Source organism: Litchfieldia stipae, from assembly GCF_014837155.1.
Taxonomy (GTDB): domain Bacteria; phylum Bacillota; class Bacilli; order Bacillales; family Bacillaceae_L; genus Litchfieldia.
This window is the reverse complement of the sequence record NZ_JACYHA010000001.1, coordinates 62,931-78,596: the sequence shown is the minus strand read 5'-3', so window position 1 is coordinate 78,596 and position 15,666 is coordinate 62,931. Positions and strand designations below refer to the sequence as shown.

20 protein-coding genes and 1 riboswitch are annotated in these 15,666 nt (G+C 35.5%); of the genes, 10 read left to right on the top strand and 10 right to left on the bottom strand.

Going from position 1 to position 15,666, the window contains the following annotated elements:
* Window positions 1–356 precede the first annotated feature (356 nt).
* Window positions 357–1,409, top strand: coding sequence for a YkvI family membrane protein (locus tag F7888_RS00365; protein WP_191775998.1), 1,053 nt, complete (start codon window positions 357–359; stop codon window positions 1,407–1,409).
* 67 nt (window positions 1,410–1,476) lie between these two features.
* Here F7888_RS00365 and F7888_RS00360 read toward each other — a convergent pair whose 3' ends face one another.
* The gene (locus tag F7888_RS00360) at window positions 1,477–1,965 is read right to left on the bottom strand and encodes a DUF2062 domain-containing protein (protein WP_191775995.1); all 489 of its coding nucleotides are present in this window, start codon (window positions 1,963–1,965) and stop codon (window positions 1,477–1,479) included.
* A 240-nt stretch (window positions 1,966–2,205) separates the two neighbouring features.
* Between F7888_RS00360 and rarD the strand changes: the two genes are divergently transcribed.
* Window positions 2,206–3,147, top strand: coding sequence for an EamA family transporter RarD (gene rarD / locus F7888_RS00355; RefSeq protein ID WP_191775992.1), 942 nt, complete (start codon window positions 2,206–2,208; stop codon window positions 3,145–3,147).
* Between the two features lie 99 nt (window positions 3,148–3,246).
* A riboswitch (PreQ1 riboswitch) is annotated at window positions 3,247–3,292 on the top strand.
* A gap of 49 nt (window positions 3,293–3,341) precedes the next feature.
* Entirely contained in the window at window positions 3,342–3,839 is a 498-nt protein-coding gene (gene queF / locus F7888_RS00350; protein ID WP_191775989.1) for a preQ(1) synthase, read from the top strand.
* Window positions 3,840–3,972: 133 nt separating this feature from the next.
* Here the strand turns inward: queF and F7888_RS00345 are convergent, their stop codons facing one another.
* Entirely contained in the window at window positions 3,973–4,149 is a 177-nt protein-coding gene (locus tag F7888_RS00345; protein ID WP_191775986.1) for a YkvS family protein, read from the bottom strand.
* 257 nt (window positions 4,150–4,406) lie between these two features.
* On the opposite strand from F7888_RS00345, the gene F7888_RS00340 reads away from it, so the two are divergent.
* From F7888_RS00340 to F7888_RS00325, 4 genes are all read left to right on the top strand, one after another.
* The gene (locus F7888_RS00340) at window positions 4,407–5,021 is read left to right on the top strand and encodes an NUDIX hydrolase (protein ID WP_191776761.1); all 615 of its coding nucleotides are present in this window, start codon (window positions 4,407–4,409) and stop codon (window positions 5,019–5,021) included.
* A gap of 14 nt (window positions 5,022–5,035) precedes the next feature.
* Window positions 5,036–5,230 carry a hypothetical protein gene (locus F7888_RS00335; protein ID WP_191775983.1) on the top strand — a complete coding sequence of 65 codons (195 nt, stop codon included), beginning with the start codon at window positions 5,036–5,038 and terminating at the stop codon, window positions 5,228–5,230.
* 218 nt (window positions 5,231–5,448) lie between these two features.
* On the top strand, window positions 5,449–6,045 hold the full coding sequence (locus F7888_RS00330) for a cell wall hydrolase (protein ID WP_191775980.1): 597 nt from the start codon (window positions 5,449–5,451) through the stop codon (window positions 6,043–6,045).
* A gap of 265 nt (window positions 6,046–6,310) precedes the next feature.
* On the top strand, window positions 6,311–7,063 hold the full coding sequence (locus F7888_RS00325) for a glucose 1-dehydrogenase (RefSeq protein WP_191775977.1): 753 nt from the start codon (window positions 6,311–6,313) through the stop codon (window positions 7,061–7,063).
* A 49-nt stretch (window positions 7,064–7,112) separates the two neighbouring features.
* Here F7888_RS00325 and F7888_RS00320 read toward each other — a convergent pair whose 3' ends face one another.
* Complete coding sequence (locus F7888_RS00320; RefSeq protein ID WP_191775974.1) at window positions 7,113–7,265, bottom strand: YpzG family protein; 153 nt, start codon at window positions 7,263–7,265, stop codon at window positions 7,113–7,115.
* Window positions 7,266–7,524: 259 nt separating this feature from the next.
* Here F7888_RS00320 and F7888_RS00315 point away from each other — a divergent pair, with 259 nt between their 5' ends.
* Complete coding sequence (locus F7888_RS00315; protein ID WP_191775971.1) at window positions 7,525–9,147, top strand: ABC-F family ATP-binding cassette domain-containing protein; 1,623 nt, start codon at window positions 7,525–7,527, stop codon at window positions 9,145–9,147.
* A 241-nt stretch (window positions 9,148–9,388) separates the two neighbouring features.
* On the opposite strand, the gene F7888_RS00310 is transcribed toward F7888_RS00315, so the two are convergent.
* Window positions 9,389–9,571 (bottom strand): hypothetical protein, encoded by a 183-nt coding sequence (locus tag F7888_RS00310; RefSeq protein WP_191775968.1) that lies wholly within the window; start codon window positions 9,569–9,571, stop codon window positions 9,389–9,391.
* Between the two features lie 164 nt (window positions 9,572–9,735).
* Between F7888_RS00310 and F7888_RS00305 the strand changes: the two genes are divergently transcribed.
* Window positions 9,736–9,909, top strand: coding sequence for a hypothetical protein (locus F7888_RS00305; protein ID WP_191775967.1), 174 nt, complete (start codon window positions 9,736–9,738; stop codon window positions 9,907–9,909).
* Window positions 9,910–9,970: 61 nt separating this feature from the next.
* Here the strand turns inward: F7888_RS00305 and F7888_RS00300 are convergent, their stop codons facing one another.
* Together F7888_RS00300 and F7888_RS00295 are read right to left on the bottom strand one after the other, a co-directional pair.
* On the bottom strand, window positions 9,971–10,165 hold the full coding sequence (locus F7888_RS00300) for an alpha/beta-type small acid-soluble spore protein (protein WP_191775964.1): 195 nt from the start codon (window positions 10,163–10,165) through the stop codon (window positions 9,971–9,973).
* Window positions 10,166–10,247: 82 nt separating this feature from the next.
* On the bottom strand, window positions 10,248–11,174 hold the full coding sequence (locus F7888_RS00295) for a CobW family GTP-binding protein (RefSeq protein WP_191775961.1): 927 nt from the start codon (window positions 11,172–11,174) through the stop codon (window positions 10,248–10,250).
* Window positions 11,175–11,459: 285 nt separating this feature from the next.
* Between F7888_RS00295 and F7888_RS00290 the strand changes: the two genes are divergently transcribed.
* The gene (locus F7888_RS00290; protein ID WP_191775958.1) at window positions 11,460–11,930 is read left to right on the top strand and encodes a hypothetical protein; all 471 of its coding nucleotides are present in this window, start codon (window positions 11,460–11,462) and stop codon (window positions 11,928–11,930) included.
* 35 nt (window positions 11,931–11,965) lie between these two features.
* Here the strand turns inward: F7888_RS00290 and F7888_RS00285 are convergent, their stop codons facing one another.
* From F7888_RS00285 to F7888_RS00270, 4 genes are all read right to left on the bottom strand, one after another.
* On the bottom strand, window positions 11,966–13,057 hold the full coding sequence (locus F7888_RS00285; protein WP_191775955.1) for an iron-containing alcohol dehydrogenase family protein: 1,092 nt from the start codon (window positions 13,055–13,057) through the stop codon (window positions 11,966–11,968).
* A 66-nt stretch (window positions 13,058–13,123) separates the two neighbouring features.
* Window positions 13,124–13,951: a MetQ/NlpA family ABC transporter substrate-binding protein gene (locus F7888_RS00280; protein ID WP_191775952.1), complete on the bottom strand. Its 828-nt coding sequence runs from the start codon at window positions 13,949–13,951 to the stop codon at window positions 13,124–13,126.
* Between the two features lie 31 nt (window positions 13,952–13,982).
* Entirely contained in the window at window positions 13,983–14,654 is a 672-nt protein-coding gene (locus tag F7888_RS00275; RefSeq protein ID WP_191776760.1) for a methionine ABC transporter permease, read from the bottom strand.
* Window positions 14,644–15,657, bottom strand: coding sequence for a methionine ABC transporter ATP-binding protein (locus F7888_RS00270; RefSeq protein WP_191775949.1), 1,014 nt, complete (start codon window positions 15,655–15,657; stop codon window positions 14,644–14,646). Before F7888_RS00270 ends, F7888_RS00275 begins: the two co-directional genes overlap by 11 nt.
* Window positions 15,658–15,666: the final 9 nt, after the last annotated feature.

The following is a 15,666-nucleotide window of genomic DNA, read 5'->3' as shown; positions in this document are numbered from 1 at the left end:
GTCCTCCTTCTAAAATCTTTGTTTTGACTAATTTTGACCTTTGACTATATTATAATTTGACCTTTTTTGACTTTCAAGTTTTTTGATTGCGCTAATTATTGGAAAATCCTCATTCTAATGAAAGTAATAAAGGTCCTTCTTGTTTTAAAGCTGCAGCCTGAATATACTCCGCGTTCTGCGGAAGTCTACGTGTATTCAGACTCCTACAAATATTAACTCCAATTAATATTAGACTGAAAATAAATCTTTTATTAAACAGTTAAATGAATTACTAAAGCTCGTCTTAATTAGTCTTCATTAACATATAAATATAGAAGTTATTCACCATAGTCCAAGTTCATTTGTGAGGTGCAGCAATGTTGGTAAAGTGGAGAGAAGTATTTCAAGTAGCAGCTGTTTATGTTGGTACAGTAGTAGGAGCAGGATTTGCAACAGGGAGAGAAATCGTTGAATTTTTTACACAGTATGGAATTTATGGATTAGTGGGAATCATCATTACTGGCATTCTATTTATGTGGCTCGGTGCAAAGATGATGATGATTGCAAGACAAATACGGGCGAATTCTTATATGGAATTTAATGAGTATCTATTTGGGAGAAGAATAGGTTGGTTTATTAATGGATTAATGCTCATCGTTTTAATTGGGGTGACATCTGTTATGCTATCAGGTGCGGGGGCCGTCTTTCACGAGCAATTAGGATTCCCGTATCAGAGCGGAGTGATCGTTACGATTATTCTTGCTATAGGAGTGTTACTATTCGGTATAAAGGGTTTGTATGGGGTTAATATGGTTGTTGTTCCAATGTTAATTTTTTTTAGTACGATTATAGCACTGAGAATAGTTGTCGAAGGTGAAATGTCATTATTTATTATTCCGGACGAATCTAGTCAGAGGAGCCTTGATTGGCTCGTGTCCCCATTTACATATGCAGCTTTTAATCTTGCGATGGCACAGGCTGTATTAGTTCCTTTAGCTAAAGAGGTGAAGCATGAATCTAGTCTTAAATGGGGAGGTATCGTCGGAGGATTGGCTCTTTGTCTTATCTTAGTATCAAGTCATATATCCCTGTCTTCTATACCAGATGTATTAGAGCTCGAGATCCCAATGGCTGAGGTTATGAAGACAACCTTTCTTTCCTTACATTGGATTTATATTTTTGTTATATATGGTGAAATTTTTACGTCTGTGATTGGGGACATTTTTGGTTTGCAGCGGCAATTAAAGCAGATGATAAGATTGCCAAATGTCATGATTATGATGGGGATTATCGTGATAGCATACGGGATAAGTTTGTTAGGGTATAGTTCTTTAATCTCAGTTCTGTATCCAATATTTGGATATATGAGTTTTGCTTTGCTAGGCGTGTTGATGTTACCTTCAAAATATTATGATCAGATGTTTAGATAAATGTGAAGGGAAGGATTTCCCTTCTTTTTTTGTGCTAATACAGAAATAGAGTAGGTCTAGGGACTTCTCATGTTCTTGGTGATTTGATGTTCCATTTTTTGTGTATAAATCTTAATAAGGAGACACGATGTTTGTTGATGATAAAATAGATTGTATAGTAAGTAAGAATACTAGCCCAAACAATATTAATGAACATACCTACTATAAAAGCCTTACCAATGGTTAAGCCTGTAGCAAGAACCTCTCCAGTATCATCAAGTACACCCTCATTTTCTATCATTTCAATAGGAACAAATAAATGACCGATCACAAGGTTTAAGTAAAATAAAAATGGAAAGATCCAAATGAATAATACTCCTCCAATTAATCCTGCAATTGCATTACCTCTAAAGATTCTTGCGGCAGTTGTTGAAATAATTGGACCTAAACCAAAGGAAGGTACAAAATTAATAATAAATCCAATTGAAAATCCAAGTGCAATACTATGGGCTTTATCTTTGATCCGTAATAAATTTAAGACTAATAATTTTGTACGTCTTTGTAATTTAATTAACATGTTTCACCAAACCTGATCTAATATCTACATACATATATTTACTACTCTAACACGAATGAACCATTAAATAAAACAACAATTTTCTTCATAAAAGAACAAACATTTACGATGTGTTTTTATTGTTAAAATGACAAATAAATCCTATAATGAATCTATTCTTTATTTCTAGTTACGAAATATTTTTGAAAAAGTCAATAAATCTGAAGTACATTTCATTTTCTAAAGTGGGGATTGAGTCAAATGCAGGATGCAGGGCGGAAAGACTATAATGCAGGGATATTGTATGCCTTTATGGCGTATTTGCTTTGGGGGGTGTTACCTCTATATTGGAAGTTGCTTGATACAATTTCTGCTGTAGAAATATTGGCACATCGAATTGTTTGGTCATTTGTTTTTGTGTTAGTCATTATCTTTCTATCTAAGAAAGCAATGAAGTTAAAAAATGAAGTTACACATTTACTGAAAAATCGAAAGATATTACTAGGTGTTATCCTATCATCAATATTAGTGACCGGTAATTGGTTTATATTTATTTGGGCGGTTAACAATAACCATATTATTGAGACGAGTTTAGGCTACTATATTAATCCTTTAGTAAGTGTATTATTAGGGGTGCTCGTATTAAAAGAACGAGTAAGCTTTTGGCAAACCATTTCCTTCTCATTAGCAGGGGTCGGGGTGTTAATTTTAACCCTTCAATACGGAAGTTTTCCATGGGTATCATTGACACTTGCTGTAACTTTTGGATTATATGGATTAGCGAAAAAGTTAACAAATCTTGATTCTCTAATTGGCTTAATGCTAGAAACAATGTTGATTACGCCGGTTGCATTAATCTTTTTAGTATCTAGCTTTGTTAATGGAACGGACACATTCTCACAAACGAGTATTTCACAACAATTATTACTAATGGGTGCTGGTGTGGCGACTGCTTTACCACTACTTTGGTTCGCGCAGGCAGCTAGACGAATTCCGTTAACGATGGTCGGAATTATACAATATGTATCACCTACAATTAGTTTGATGATTGGTGTGTTCCTATATAATGAGGAATTTACGAAAACTCATATGATTACATTTATCTTCATATGGTCAGCCCTTGTTATCTATTCAGTATCAAAGACAAAGCTTATGTTAAGCTTGCAGCCGAAAATTGGTAAGAAAAGATCAATTGGAGCCTAATTTGAGTTTTTTTTCTACTGGTTTGTTGCGGGAGATAATGGTATAGTATGATAGTAAAAAATAGAAAAATCGATTTCCATTTCTATAAGGTCTAAGGAGATGGGAGAGGTTCTAGCAAAAACCCTCTATAAAAAACTAAGGAAACTAGATCCTTAGGGGTCTGGTTTTTTGTTTAAGTGAAAGGATGTATTGGAATGACAGGAAGAAAAGATGAAGAATTAACAGACGTTACGCTTTTAGGAAATCAAGGAACGAATTATTTATTTGAATATTCACCAGACATTTTAGAATCATTTGATAATAAACACCCTGACAGAGATTACTTTGTGAAATTTAACTGTCCAGAATTTACAAGTCTATGCCCAAAAACAGGTCAGCCTGATTTTGCAACGATTTATATTAGTTATATTCCAGAAATAAAAATGGTTGAGAGTAAATCATTGAAGCTTTACTTATTTAGCTTCAGAAACCATGGTGATTTCCATGAAGATTGTGTGAATATTATTATGAAGGATTTAATTAAATTGATGGATCCTAGATATATTGAGGTTTGGGGGAAATTTACTCCACGTGGTGGGATTTCAATTGATCCATATACAAATTATGGTCGACCAGGCACTAAATTTGAGAAGATGGCAGAATATCGAATGATGAATCATGATCTGTATCCTGAGAAGATAGATAACCGATAATCAAATACGCTTTTACTTGAAACGCCCTAATTATAAAATAAATGATGTGATTAGGGCGTTTACTTTTGAATATAATTGAAAAAATTAACAGGTTGCGCTTACAATAATTAATAATATTAAAAGTAAAAAACAATTAACTTACAATTGTATAGTTTTTATGATTAACTACAGTCCGTCTTTCCAAATCCATATCACGGTAATTATCCATATAAGTTAAATCCACAATAACAGAGTTTTCATTCACCTTTTCGACGATTCCCTTTAATCCGTCTTTAAATTCAATGATATTACCAATTTCAGCAATTTTCATGTTATCGCTCCTTTAAATAATCCATTTTTTTCATTTTGCCTTATATTTCGGTCTGCGTAAAGTCTTTTTTATTAGAATACTAGAAAAATATGTTTTAATGTCAGATAAATTAACAAAGTTGCTTTGCTATTACAAATAACAATATAATGGTATTGAATGTAAGTGTCTGTTTTTTGTTAACTGTAATCCATCAGCCTAAATAGAGCTTCATTCAGGTGGGTTCACAAAGGCAACTAGGAATAAGAGGTGAACATATGATGCGTATAGATTCAGTTGTATCAGCACTTAAGAACCATGAGCCTACAATTCTAGGTAGTGATAACTTCTCGAAATATGCGATTCTTTTGCCTCTTCTTGAAGTGAATGGTGAAACACATGTTTTATTTGAGGTGAGATCTAAGCACTTAAGAAGACAGCCTGGTGAAATTTGTTTTCCAGGTGGGAAAGTTGACAAAAAGGATAAAACAATTGAATATGCAGCATTGAGAGAAACGTCAGAGGAGTTAGGGGTTTCTATTGAGTGTATAGAGCAAGTATCTCCATTGGATTATATCGTTTCACCATTTGGAATGATGGTTTATCCGTATATTGGAGTAATTACGACACCAAAGAATATCCTTCCTAATCCTTCAGAAGTGGAAGAGGTTTTCACAGTGCCTTTATCATTTCTATTACAAACTGAACCGAAAATATACAATATACATGCAAGAATTGAGCCAGAGGAGAATTTCCCTTATCATTTAATTCCTGGTGGAGAGAATTATGAATGGAGACTAAGATCAACGAATGAGTATTTCTACTTCTTTGAGGATAAAGTCATTTGGGGGCTAACTGCTCGAATATTGCAGCATTTTCTAGAACAAGTTAAATGACTATGAGGTGGAGTATGAACGAGGAATTTATTACTGAAATTTTTAATAAACTAAGAGACAAAGAATTAAATGAATATCGAGTGTCAAAGGATCAGTTTTTGGCTTTCCGTAAAGTGTTGGTGGAAAGGTCTGATTTCAAACATTTTCGTGGAATTGCCTTACATGGTGGTGAGGTGATTTATACATATCAGGATGAAGCACGTAGCTAAGATACTGTTACTTTTTTGTTACACGCGACATATTCAATCCAATAAAATCCTAATTATGAGAATAGTGGTAAATATAATCAAGGAGAAAAATCTTCCATTTGATAAAAGAATAGTTTACTAACAAGGGTTTTCTGAATGTATCCATTTTTTGGTCAATGATTCATTGTATTACAACTGGTACCTTCTAGTAGAGAAAAAGAATACTAGGAGGATACAACATGAAATTATTAAAAAAGCTAGTGATTACTTCGACTCTTGCATTATCGATTTTAACGATTAATGCAAATACTGAAGCAGCTTCAACATCATATACGGTTAAATCAGGTGATACCCTATGGAAGATTGCTACTGCCAATAGCGTCTCAGTGAATTCATTGAAACAAGTAAATAAGCAAACTAGTAATATCATTTATCCAGGACAAAAATTAATGATTCCACAGTCTTTGACAGCAGCAGAGAAGGATCTATTAGCAAGAATAGTCCATGCTGAAGCAAAAGGTGAGCCATATGCCGGAAAGGTAGCTGTAGCAACAGTTGTTCTTAATCGTGTTGATAGCTCACTCTTCCCAAATACAGTGTCAGGAGTCATTAACGAACGTACTCCAAATGGTGGTTATGCTTTTTCACCTGTAGCAAATGGGACGATTAAAGAAGCTGCAGATGCAAGTGCTAAGCGTGCAGTAGATGAAGCTATTGCATTTCGTGGACAGGGTAGAGGTTCATTGTATTTCTATAATCCAGCAAAGAGTTCGAATACCTGGATCTTATCAAGAGAAGTAACAACGACAATTGGTAATCACAAATTCGCAAAATAAATGTGAAATAGAGACTTTCCTTATGGGGAGTCTTTTTTGGATAGGCTGTTTTCGTATATATTGTTGCTTTTGATACCGCAGCCTGGATACACTCCGCGTCCTGTGGGAGCCAACTAGTCCCACGGGAGTCCCCCATGTATTCAGTCTGCTAGAAATCTATTCTCAACTAATTCACCTCAAAAAACAACAAACTTTGAGAAAACAGCCTTTGGATACAATTATTGATATACTATTGGTATGAAATTAATAAATAGGAGTTGAGATGATGAGTTTTCAGGATAAGGTAGTAATTGTAACAGGTGCTGCTCATGGAATTGGTAAAACTGTCGCACTAACTTATGCAAAAAAGGGTGCTAATGTTGTTATAGCAGATATTAATGAAGAATTAGGTCAACAGGTTACTTTACATATCAACAATCAAGATGGTGGAAAAGCGCTTTTTGTTAAAACTGACGTATCAAGTCAACACGAAATTATCTCATTAATACATAAAATCATGGAGACTTTCGGAAAAATTGATATTGTTATTAATAATGCTGGCATCTCAACATTTAAGTCCTTTTATGATGTAACGATTGAAGAGTGGGACAAAGTCATTAATACAAATTTGCGAAGTGTATTTTTAGTCTCTCAAGAGGCAGCTAAACATATGCGTTTGAATAAAAATGGTGGTGCAATTGTAAATATAGCTTCCACAAGAGCTTGGATGTCTGAACCAAATACAGAATGCTATTCAGCCTCTAAAGGTGGAATTGTCGCTCTAACACATTCACTAGCTATTACATTAGGCGAGGATAAGATTAAAGTGAATTCCGTTAGCCCCGGTTGGATTGAAGTGAATGATTACGAGGAATTACGAGAAATTGATCACAAACAACATCCTTCAGGCAGAGTGGGTAGGGCAGAGGATATTGCGCGGGCCTGTCTCTATTTAACTGACGAAGCAAATGACTTTGTCACAGGCATTGACCTTGTAGTTGATGGAGGAATGTCAAAGAAAATGATATATGAACATTAGAAAAGAAGGCACGGTCTGTGCCTTCCTTCTCACGTCTCGAGGTATTTCCTTACCACCTATGTGCTTTCGCATTACTTCTTAAGATTATATTCGTTTGGGACATCTCTGTGTGCCCGTTTACTTGCGATTTAGAGCGCTTAGGTCGTGTCCAATTATGGTGAAACTGTTTAGAGTGTGCATCTAATTGATCTCGATAGCTCATTCCATATCACCTCATATTTGGATTGGAAAACACGAAACGATTGATATTCAACTGAACATCAATCATTAGTATTATGATTTAAGTGAAAATTATGCGTGAACGATGCAATTATCTGGAGGATGTGGTATTGGTTAGTGGACAAGGATACATTCGTCCTTTATAATAGTGAATTGGTATCGTATAATAAGACTTTTATTATACGAATTTTTTTTAACAAGGGTAGCTCATACAACTCCCTGAAATGGAGGATTTACAATATATGATTACAGTAACGAATGTTGGCTTACGATACGGAGATCGCAAGCTATTTGAAGATGTAAATATAAAATTCACACCTGGTAACTGTTATGGCTTGATCGGAGCAAATGGAGCGGGGAAATCAACGTTCTTAAAGATTCTATCTGGAGAAATTGAGCCTCAAACTGGTGATGTTCACATGACTCCAGGAGAGCGCTTAGCAGTATTAAAGCAAAATCACTTTGAATATGAAGAGCATGAAGTATTAAATGTTGTTATTATGGGGCATGCACGTTTGTATGAAGTAAAGCAAGAAAAAGATGCGATTTATATGAAGGCTGATTTCTCAGATGAAGATGGTATGAGAGCAGCTGAGCTTGAAGGTGAATTTGCAGAGTTGAACGGTTGGGAAGCTGAATCAGAAGCTGCGATTTTATTAAAAGGATTAGGAATTTCTGAAGAATTGCACACAAAGAAAATGGCAGACCTTACTGGTGGAGATAAGGTGAAGGTGTTATTAGCGCAAGCGTTATTTGGTAAGCCAGACATCCTTCTACTAGATGAGCCTACCAACCACTTGGATTTAAAGGCGATTAAATGGTTAGAGGACTTCTTAATCAATTTTGAAAATACCGTTATTGTTGTATCTCATGACCGTCACTTCTTGAACAAGGTTTGTACACATATGGCTGACTTAGACTATGGGAAAATTCAAATTTATGTTGGGAACTACGATTTCTGGTATGAATCTAGCCAGCTTGCTTCAAAGTTAACACAGGAAGCAAATAAGAAAAAAGAAGAGAAAGTTAAAGAGCTTCAAGCCTTTATTGCTCGCTTTAGTGCAAATGCATCTAAATCTAAGCAAGCAACTTCACGTAAGAAGTTATTAGATAAAATTACACTTGATGATATTAAGCCATCTTCTCGTAAATATCCATTTGTAGGCTTCACACCTGAGCGTGAGGTTGGTAATGATTTATTACGTGTAGAAGGTCTGACAAAAACAATTGATGGTGTCAAAGTACTTGATAATGTCAGCTTTATCATGAACAAAGGTGATAAGATTGCCCTTGTTGGAAAAGATGAAATTGCTAAAACGACATTGTTAAAAATCTTGATGGGTGAAATGGAAGCTGACAGCGGCACATTTAAATGGGGAATTACAACATCACAAGCTTACTTCCCTAAGGATAACTCTGAATACTTCGAGAACAGCGATGTTACATTAGTTGATTGGCTTCGTCAATTCTCTCCGAATGACCAAAGTGAGAGTTTCTTACGTGGATTCTTAGGAAGAATGCTATTCTCTGGTGAAGAAGTAATGAAAAAAGCTAGTGTCCTTTCAGGGGGAGAGAAGGTTCGTTGTATGTTATCAAAAATGATGCTTAGCGGTGCGAATGTATTATTGCTTGATGACCCTACAAACCATCTTGACTTAGAATCAATTACATCATTAAATAATGGCTTAATTGCGTTCAAGGGTTCTGTTCTATTCACATCTCATGATCACCAGTTTGTTCAAACAATTGCAAACCGAATTATTGAGATTACACCAAATGGTTTAATTGATAAGCAAATGGCGTATGATGAGTATCTTGAAAATGAAGAATTACAAAAACAAGTTGAAAGTATGTACGCATCATAATGGGAAAGAGGCTGTCCTAGAGAACAGCCTCTTTTTTTTATGGCTTTTTTCTCAAAGTTTGTTGTTGTTTTGAGATGAATAATTGAGAATGACATTTCTAGCAGTCTGAATACACGGGGGACTCCCGTGGGATGCGTGGGTCCCCACAGGACGTGGAGTGTATTCAGGCTGCGGTATTAAAAGCAACAATATATACGAAAACAGCCTTTTTTATAAAGATATCTCAAGTAATAGATAGACATTACCTCTTAAAGAGCGAAACAAATCCTTTGTAAATAATCACACTGGCAAAAATAATGATAACTACTGTTGCAATGATGTGAATAATAGGAGTTAAGGCTGCTAGTGCTCCAGTTAATGTGATTTGTAGAAGAGCAAAGCCAGATAAGATGCAAGCTAAATAAAGTAAGATACAGTTTGGCATGTATATCCCCTCCTTCCCCTTACTATAATGTATGTACATATTTAGATGAATGTGAGGATCATACTTAAATCTAATAATTAATCGACATAAAATAGGCTAATCATAAATATATTGGAAGGTAACTATTTTGAAGTTATAACGACTATATTGTAGGGTGATTAAAAATGGTATTGGTTAAAAATTTCATGATTGTCATGCTTTTTGGAATTCTTCTTGTGTGTATGATTTTTTTTGGTGTAACTATGATTGATGCGAAGGGGAAAAAAGTTGCCTATGAACCAATGGGGACTAACATAGTATTGATACAACCGCATACCATCGAAAAAGCTGATTTCTAATATCAGCTTTTTTACATATAAAAAAGCCCTCCATATAGGAGAGCCTTTTTCGGAATGAACATTATTGTTGTTGTCCATTTCCAAGTTGCTGTTCTGCCATTTTGATTAGACGTTTGGTCATCTCGCCACCAACAGAACCGTTTGCACGAGCGGTCGTATCAGCACCAAGTTGAACTCCAAACTCATTGGCAATTTCGGCTTTCATTTGATCTAGCGCATTAGCTGAACCAGGAACCAAAAGTTTGTTTCTTGCCATGATACATCACTCCCGACGTAGTTTTGAGCAACCAGACGATTGCTCAGTTTTAACATAACCAAATATAGAATCTCTATTCACATTATAGAGTTGAAAGGACTTCGAGACGGTTCATTTCATCTTTGAGCCATTCACGGCTTAAGCCTTCACCAATAAATACAACATTTAATGGATAATCCATAAGCTCTTTCATATAAATTGGCATTCCGTATGAGTATTGGAATAGATACACATGCTTAGAATGTGTGAATTTTAAATAACCTTTTATTCTATAAATGGTATCAGGCATTCCTTTTAACCAATCTTCAAAAATATCTAAATCAAGTGGGACGCTAAATTGATGAACATAGGACTTCACATGCAGATCATTCTCTACATGTGTCGATTCACGAGCCACTTTCTTTATTGGTCGATCTAATCTCAATGCATCGAGATTCACTGATGAATATTGAGTAAGTAAGCATCTTCCCTTAGGATTGATGGATTGGATTTCCATGACTGTCTTTGCTTGTTCAGCCTCTGAAAGTTGATCCACTTTATTAATTAAGACAACATCAGCATGTCTGATTTGTTCCTGCAGGAGCTTATGTAATTGAATGCTCATTGAATCTCGTTCTTGCCAACGCTTTGCATCGACCATTGTAATGATTGATTGAACGGCTAATTGGTCTGCGAATAGAGGAGAGAGACAGGCATCTAATACCTCAATTGGGTGGGCAACTCCAGTTGTTTCAATATAAATAGAATCTAGTTCGTTTTCTTGTAATAATCCTTGAAGATGTACTTCTAGCTGTCCTTGAATAGTACAACAAACACATCCATTTAATAGCTCTTTTAATGGAGTATCTTCTCCTATAGCATCGGAATCAACAGATACACTTCCTAGTTCATTCATAACGACCGCAACTTTACGGCCTTGTTCTTTTTCTTGAGTCAACAGGTTCGTTAGTAGGGTTGTTTTACCACTACCAAGAAACCCAGATAAGATAAATACTTCAACCTTCTTCATATAATTCTCCTTTAAACATACTTCTTTAATAGTAGCTTATCTTTTTTTTTGTTAGCAATTATTTAATGACATCATTAATTATTGGAAAATTGAATCATTATTGGGCTTTGTTCGTATAAAACTATAGGATTTAAATGAAAGGCTGTATTAACATATATTGTACTTATAAAGCAGCAGCCTGAATACACTCCGCGTCCTGCGGGGTCTCACTTTTGCTCACATATCCAACTTTCCAATCATTTATATCTTAAAACATCTAACTTTGATAAAAGGAGGGAAAAGGGTTTGAGGAAAATTATAGCTATTGGTATTGCTTTCATTATCATAAGTTTGGGACTATTTATCATTATCCAAAATAATTATCCAACGTTTCAAAAACTGTATTCAAAACAGATCAATGAGGAAACGATAGTCAAAAGCATAACAATCAAAATATATGATCCAGCTGAACCTACAAATGTGAAAGCCCGCGTGACGATTAATGATGAAGAAATCATCTCAAGTATTCTAAAGGATTTATCTGAAGTGAAGTTGAAAAGGGATTTAAATGATAGGGTAAGGTTTAATGAGAGAGATTATGTAGTAGAAATAATGACTACTAATGAAGAGGCGAATGGTTTGTTAGTGACGAACTCTTTAACGTTAAGCATGGATGATAAATATATCAATCATTATGAAGTCAGAGGTAAGACAGATCATCTAAAAACAATTAAATCCTTAAATGATAGAAAAGATATTGAATGGGAATATAGATAAAGACAAAAAAGCTTGGGGTACCAAGCTTTTTTGTCTTAAAAAGGTTGATGAATTAGATCTTCAAGCGTATAAATGGCTTGTAGAATCTTCACTTCAGTCAAATTCATTTCCATAAGGTGAATCGACTCATGAGGAAGAAGTATCGCACGAGCAATTGTTTGAAGCTTTTCTAGATTTTCACCATTTAAATGCAGTTGTTCAAGCTTATATGGTAGCTCTAGCAATTGATAGAAAGGAACAAGCTCTTTAATTTCCTGCCACTTTTCTTCAAGAGCAAGCTGAACGAGAATACCATAGGCAACTTTTTCACCATGTAATAGATGATGTGTTTCGTTTACAGCTGTTAATCCATTATGCACTGCATGTGCTCCAGCAATTCTGCCATATTGATCACCAAACCCACCTACCATTCCACCAGCAACAATATTGGTTTCAATGACTTTTAGGAGAGAAGCTGAAAGGGTGTTTGCTTCTAGGTCTTGTATTGCAATATTACTATGTTCAAGCAATTCTTCTTTACATAGTTTTGCCATTTGATGAGCGATGTTGACAACGATTGGGACATCTTCAAGCTGCTGAATTAATACATCAGCCTCATACCATTTTGCCAGTGTATCGGCAATTCCAGCGATTAAGAAGCGTTTCGGTGAGTTTAAAATCGCTCTTGGTTCAATTAAGACTAATAATTGGCTTTTTGGAAAAATGGTATAATGTGTAAATTGACCTTCTTCATTGTAGATGACACTCAACGGTGTCCATGCTGCACAAGTTGAGGCAAGGGTTGGAATAAGGACAACTTCTTTTGTCGTTTCGTGGCCAACACCTTTAGCTAAGTCTAAAACCTTGCCTCCACCAATTCCAATAATTGCATCAAAATGCTGTTCAATGATTATTTGTGAAATTCTAGATATTTCATGAAGCGTACATTCTCCATTGTATGTATCTATTTGAATATGAATATCAGTCATAGTAGGGAAATAGGAGGTGATTGCATCCCATGATTTTTCTCCTGTAATCACTAAACATCTAAATAGCTTATTGCTTAAAAGCAGGCTTTCTAGCTGGTCTAATATTCCGACCTCGCAAGCATAATAACTAGGTGCTCCTCTTACTTCAATTCTTTCCATCCCTTAATACACATCCTTTCTTAAATAAAGAGACTGTTTAAGTAAACAGTCTCTTAAAAAATATTGTTATTTCGTCATCCATTCTGGTTTTCCGAAGCCTTGGAATTGCTCATCAATGGTTGCTTCAAATTCAGCTGATTCTACAGCTTCTTTGATGTCTTTTGCAAATTGTGCTTTTAAGTCTGAAGTATTAACAACAATACGGTTACGATATTGGTCAGGCATATTTTCTAATTGAAGGGCAGATAAAAGATCCATTTCCGCAGCTAATGCAAAGTTTCCAGGAACAGCTGATAAATCAACGCTTTCTACAGCACGAGGAAGCTGCGCCGCTTCAATTGGTTCGAATTTAAGGTTTTTTACATTTTCGGTAACATCTTTTTCAGAGACAGTTAAAGTCTCAGCCTCAGGATCTAATGTGATAAGACCAGCATCTTCTAAGATTAAGAATGCACGTGCAGCATTTGTTGGATCATTTGGAATAGCAATACTACTTCCGTCAGTCACTTCTTCTAATGAAGAGAATTTGTTTGAATAGATTCCCATTGGTGCTGTTGGTACTGAAATAATTTCTGAAAGTTCTAAGCTATGTTCTTTTGCAAATGATTCTAGGTAAATCTTGTGTTGGAAAAGGTTTGCGTCAATGTCGCCAGTTGATAATGCCATGTTTGGTTGAATGTAATCACTGAACTCAATGATGGTTACTTTGTAGCCTTTTTCCTCAAGAATAGGTTGGATTGCCTTTGTGATCATATCACTATATGGGCCAGCTGTTGCTCCGAATTTGATTTCTTTTTTGTCTTCTGATCCTGCATTTTCTCCTTCACTACTGCCACATGCAGCAAGTAGACCGATAGATAGTAGTAAAATAATTGATAATAATAATTTCTTCATGTTTTATTCCCCCGAATGTTCTATTTTATATTTAACGCTTATCTACTAGTCTTGCAATTTGGTCGCCACCAAATTGGATAAGCTGGACTAGACAGATTAAGATTGCAACTGTCGCGATCATAATTGTATCGTCATAACGATAGTAACCAAAACGAATCGCTAAATCTCCCATACCACCACCGGCAACAAATCCTGCCATGGCTGAATAAGCAACTAGACTAATGATAGTAAGTGTGGCACCTTGCACTATCCCTGGCTTTGCTTCAGGAATAAGCACATCCTTAATAATCATCCAAGGAGAAGCTCCGACAGCTACTGCTGCTTCAATGACTCCTTTGTCTATTTCACGTAAGGATGTTTCTACAATTCTAGCAAAAAAAGGTATCGCTGCAACTGAGAGTGAAACTGAGGCAGCTGTAGGCCCAATAATCGTCCCAGTAAGAAATTTAGTTAATGGAATAAGTGCTACGAGTAAAATGATATAAGGTATGGATCTTACGATATTCACAATAAAACCAAGGATTGATTTAACAACTAGGTTTTCTAAGAACAATCCCTTGTCAGATACAAAGAGGAGAATTCCTAGTGGCAGGCCAATAATGGTTGCGACAAGCATTGAAATGCCCACCATATAAATGGTTTGAAAAAATGCCTTGTTAATATCAGGAAGTAATTCGATTAAATGAGCGACATCAAATAACATCATGAATCACCTCCAAATTCTCAGTTCGGGACTGGATATAATTGATTGCCTTTTTAACTTCATCCTGTTCACCCGTTAATTCCATGATAAAAATTCCTAAAGGTGTTTCTTTGATGTACTCGATTTTGCCGTGCAGGATATTTCCACGGACCTTGAACGTTTGAAGAACATCAGATACAACGGAATCCTCAGCAATGGTTCCTTTGAAATAAATCTTAATAATCGTTCCTTTTCTGTTTTCAATTAAGTGATCTGGAAGCTCAAATTGTAGGATTGTATTGATAAAGTCACGCGTTAATGGTTGAACAGGATTTGAAAAGAGTTCATACACCGGACCTTCTTCAACCACTTTGCCATCCTGCATAACCGCCATCCGATCGCAAATTTCTTTTACAACCTCCATCTCATGTGTGATTAACACAATCGTTAACCCTAATTCTTTATTGATTTTTCGTAACAATTGCAGAATTGATTTGGTTGTGCTTGGATCAAGTGCGGAGGTTGCTTCGTCACAAAGTAAAACAGCTGGGTCATTTGCTAATGCTCTTGCAATTCCAACTCTTTGCTTTTGGCCACCACTTAATTGGGAAGGATAGACATCACGCTTATCAGCCAACCCTACCATTTTAAGCAACTCTGTCACCTTTGTTTCAATTTCCTTGTTTGATTTGTTTGCAGCCTTTAATGCAAAGGCTACATTTTCAAACACAGTTTTTGAGCTTACTAGATAAAAGTGTTGAAAAATCATGCCGATTTTTTGCCGAGTTCTTCTTAAATCTTTTTTAGATAGCTTTGTTAGTGAAATCCCATCAATGATGACTTCACCAGAAGTTGGCTTCTCTAATAGGTTCAAGCATCTTAATAACGAGCTTTTACCAGCACCACTATAGCCAACAATTCCGAAAATCTCGCCTTTGTTGATGGAAATTGAAACGTTGTCGACACCAAGGATTGTTCCTTTTTTCGTTTTGTATTGTTTTACTAAGTTTTTAATTTCTAACAAGTTTTTTCA

Coding starts and splice junctions, on each gene's coding strand:
- F7888_RS00365 (WP_191775998.1), top strand. CDS start 357: ATGTTGGTAAAGTGGAGAGAAGTATTTCAAGTAGCAGCTGTTTATGTT.
- F7888_RS00360 (WP_191775995.1), bottom strand. CDS start 1,965: ATGTTAATTAAATTACAAAGACGTACAAAATTATTAGTCTTAAATTTA.
- rarD (WP_191775992.1), top strand. CDS start 2,206: ATGCAGGATGCAGGGCGGAAAGACTATAATGCAGGGATATTGTATGCC.
- queF (WP_191775989.1), top strand. CDS start 3,342: ATGACAGGAAGAAAAGATGAAGAATTAACAGACGTTACGCTTTTAGGA.
- F7888_RS00345 (WP_191775986.1), bottom strand. CDS start 4,149: ATGAAAATTGCTGAAATTGGTAATATCATTGAATTTAAAGACGGATTA.
- F7888_RS00340 (WP_191776761.1), top strand. CDS start 4,407: ATGCGTATAGATTCAGTTGTATCAGCACTTAAGAACCATGAGCCTACA.
- F7888_RS00335 (WP_191775983.1), top strand. CDS start 5,036: ATGAACGAGGAATTTATTACTGAAATTTTTAATAAACTAAGAGACAAA.
- F7888_RS00330 (WP_191775980.1), top strand. CDS start 5,449: ATGAAATTATTAAAAAAGCTAGTGATTACTTCGACTCTTGCATTATCG.
- F7888_RS00325 (WP_191775977.1), top strand. CDS start 6,311: ATGAGTTTTCAGGATAAGGTAGTAATTGTAACAGGTGCTGCTCATGGA.
- F7888_RS00320 (WP_191775974.1), bottom strand. CDS start 7,265: ATGAGCTATCGAGATCAATTAGATGCACACTCTAAACAGTTTCACCAT.
- F7888_RS00315 (WP_191775971.1), top strand. CDS start 7,525: ATGATTACAGTAACGAATGTTGGCTTACGATACGGAGATCGCAAGCTA.
- F7888_RS00310 (WP_191775968.1), bottom strand. CDS start 9,571: ATGCCAAACTGTATCTTACTTTATTTAGCTTGCATCTTATCTGGCTTT.
- F7888_RS00305 (WP_191775967.1), top strand. CDS start 9,736: ATGGTATTGGTTAAAAATTTCATGATTGTCATGCTTTTTGGAATTCTT.
- F7888_RS00300 (WP_191775964.1), bottom strand. CDS start 10,165: ATGGCAAGAAACAAACTTTTGGTTCCTGGTTCAGCTAATGCGCTAGAT.
- F7888_RS00295 (WP_191775961.1), bottom strand. CDS start 11,174: ATGAAGAAGGTTGAAGTATTTATCTTATCTGGGTTTCTTGGTAGTGGT.
- F7888_RS00285 (WP_191775955.1), bottom strand. CDS start 13,057: ATGGAAAGAATTGAAGTAAGAGGAGCACCTAGTTATTATGCTTGCGAG.
- F7888_RS00280 (WP_191775952.1), bottom strand. CDS start 13,951: ATGAAGAAATTATTATTATCAATTATTTTACTACTATCTATCGGTCTA.
- F7888_RS00275 (WP_191776760.1), bottom strand. CDS start 14,654: ATGTTATTTGATGTCGCTCATTTAATCGAATTACTTCCTGATATTAAC.